The organism is Streptococcus oralis (genome assembly GCF_001578945.1).
Taxonomy (GTDB): Bacteria; Bacillota; Bacilli; order Lactobacillales; family Streptococcaceae; genus Streptococcus; species Streptococcus oralis_Q.
Genome location: NZ_KQ969552.1, coordinates 20,961 through 21,658 on the forward strand (window position 1 = coordinate 20,961; position 698 = coordinate 21,658).

Sequence of the window (698 nt, forward strand, 5' to 3'; positions counted from 1 at the left end):
CTTGCAAGATTTGTATTCATATTTCCTTCTTTCGAATAAAACTCAGCCAGCAATGCCAACTGAGTTTTTCTGTTTATTTTTAGACTTCCAAGAGTTCTTTTTCTTTATTGGCAGTCATATCGTCGATGTGTTTCACAGCATCGTCTGTTACTTTTTGAATATCTTTTTCAAGAGTCTTCAATTCGTCTTCAGTGATTTCTTTGGCTTTTTCTTGTTTCTTGGCTTCGTCCATAGCGTCGCGGCGGATGTTACGGACAGCCACTTTAGCATTTTCACCGACCTTCTTCACTTCTTTAGCAAGGTCACGACGAGTTTCTTCTGTAAGAGCAGGGATAACCAAGCGGATTACAGAACCGTCATTAGCTGGTGTGATACCTAGGTCAGAAGCGTTCAAGGCACGTTCGATGTCTTTCAACGAAGACTCGTCAAATGGTGTTACCAACAAGACACGCACTTCTGGAATGGTAATAGAAGCGATTTGGTTAAGGGGAGTTTCAACTCCATAGTATTCTACGTGGATACGGTCTAGCAAGCTCGCGTTAGCACGACCTGCACGGATACCACCAAATTCACGAGCAAGTGATTGGTGAGACTGGGTCATTCTCTCTTTAGCTTTTTCTACAATTGCGTTAGCCATAATTTTCTTATTCCTTTTCTTCGATATTGTTTGAAACTGTTGTTCCGATATTTTCACCAAA

1 protein-coding gene is annotated in these 698 nt (G+C 41.3%); it reads right to left on the minus strand.

From position 1 onward, the window contains the following. Nucleotides 1-79: 79 nt before the first annotated feature. Entirely contained in the window at nucleotides 80-637 is a 558-nt protein-coding gene (frr, locus tag SORDD16_RS05480; protein ID WP_061452663.1) for a ribosome recycling factor, read from the minus strand. Between the last annotated feature and the right edge of the window lie 61 nt (nucleotides 638-698).

Bases quoted from the DNA above. Each gene is read 5' to 3' on its own strand.
- frr (WP_061452663.1), bottom strand. From the start codon at position 637: ATGGCTAACGCAATTGTAGAAAAAGCTAAAGAGAGAATGACCCAGTCT.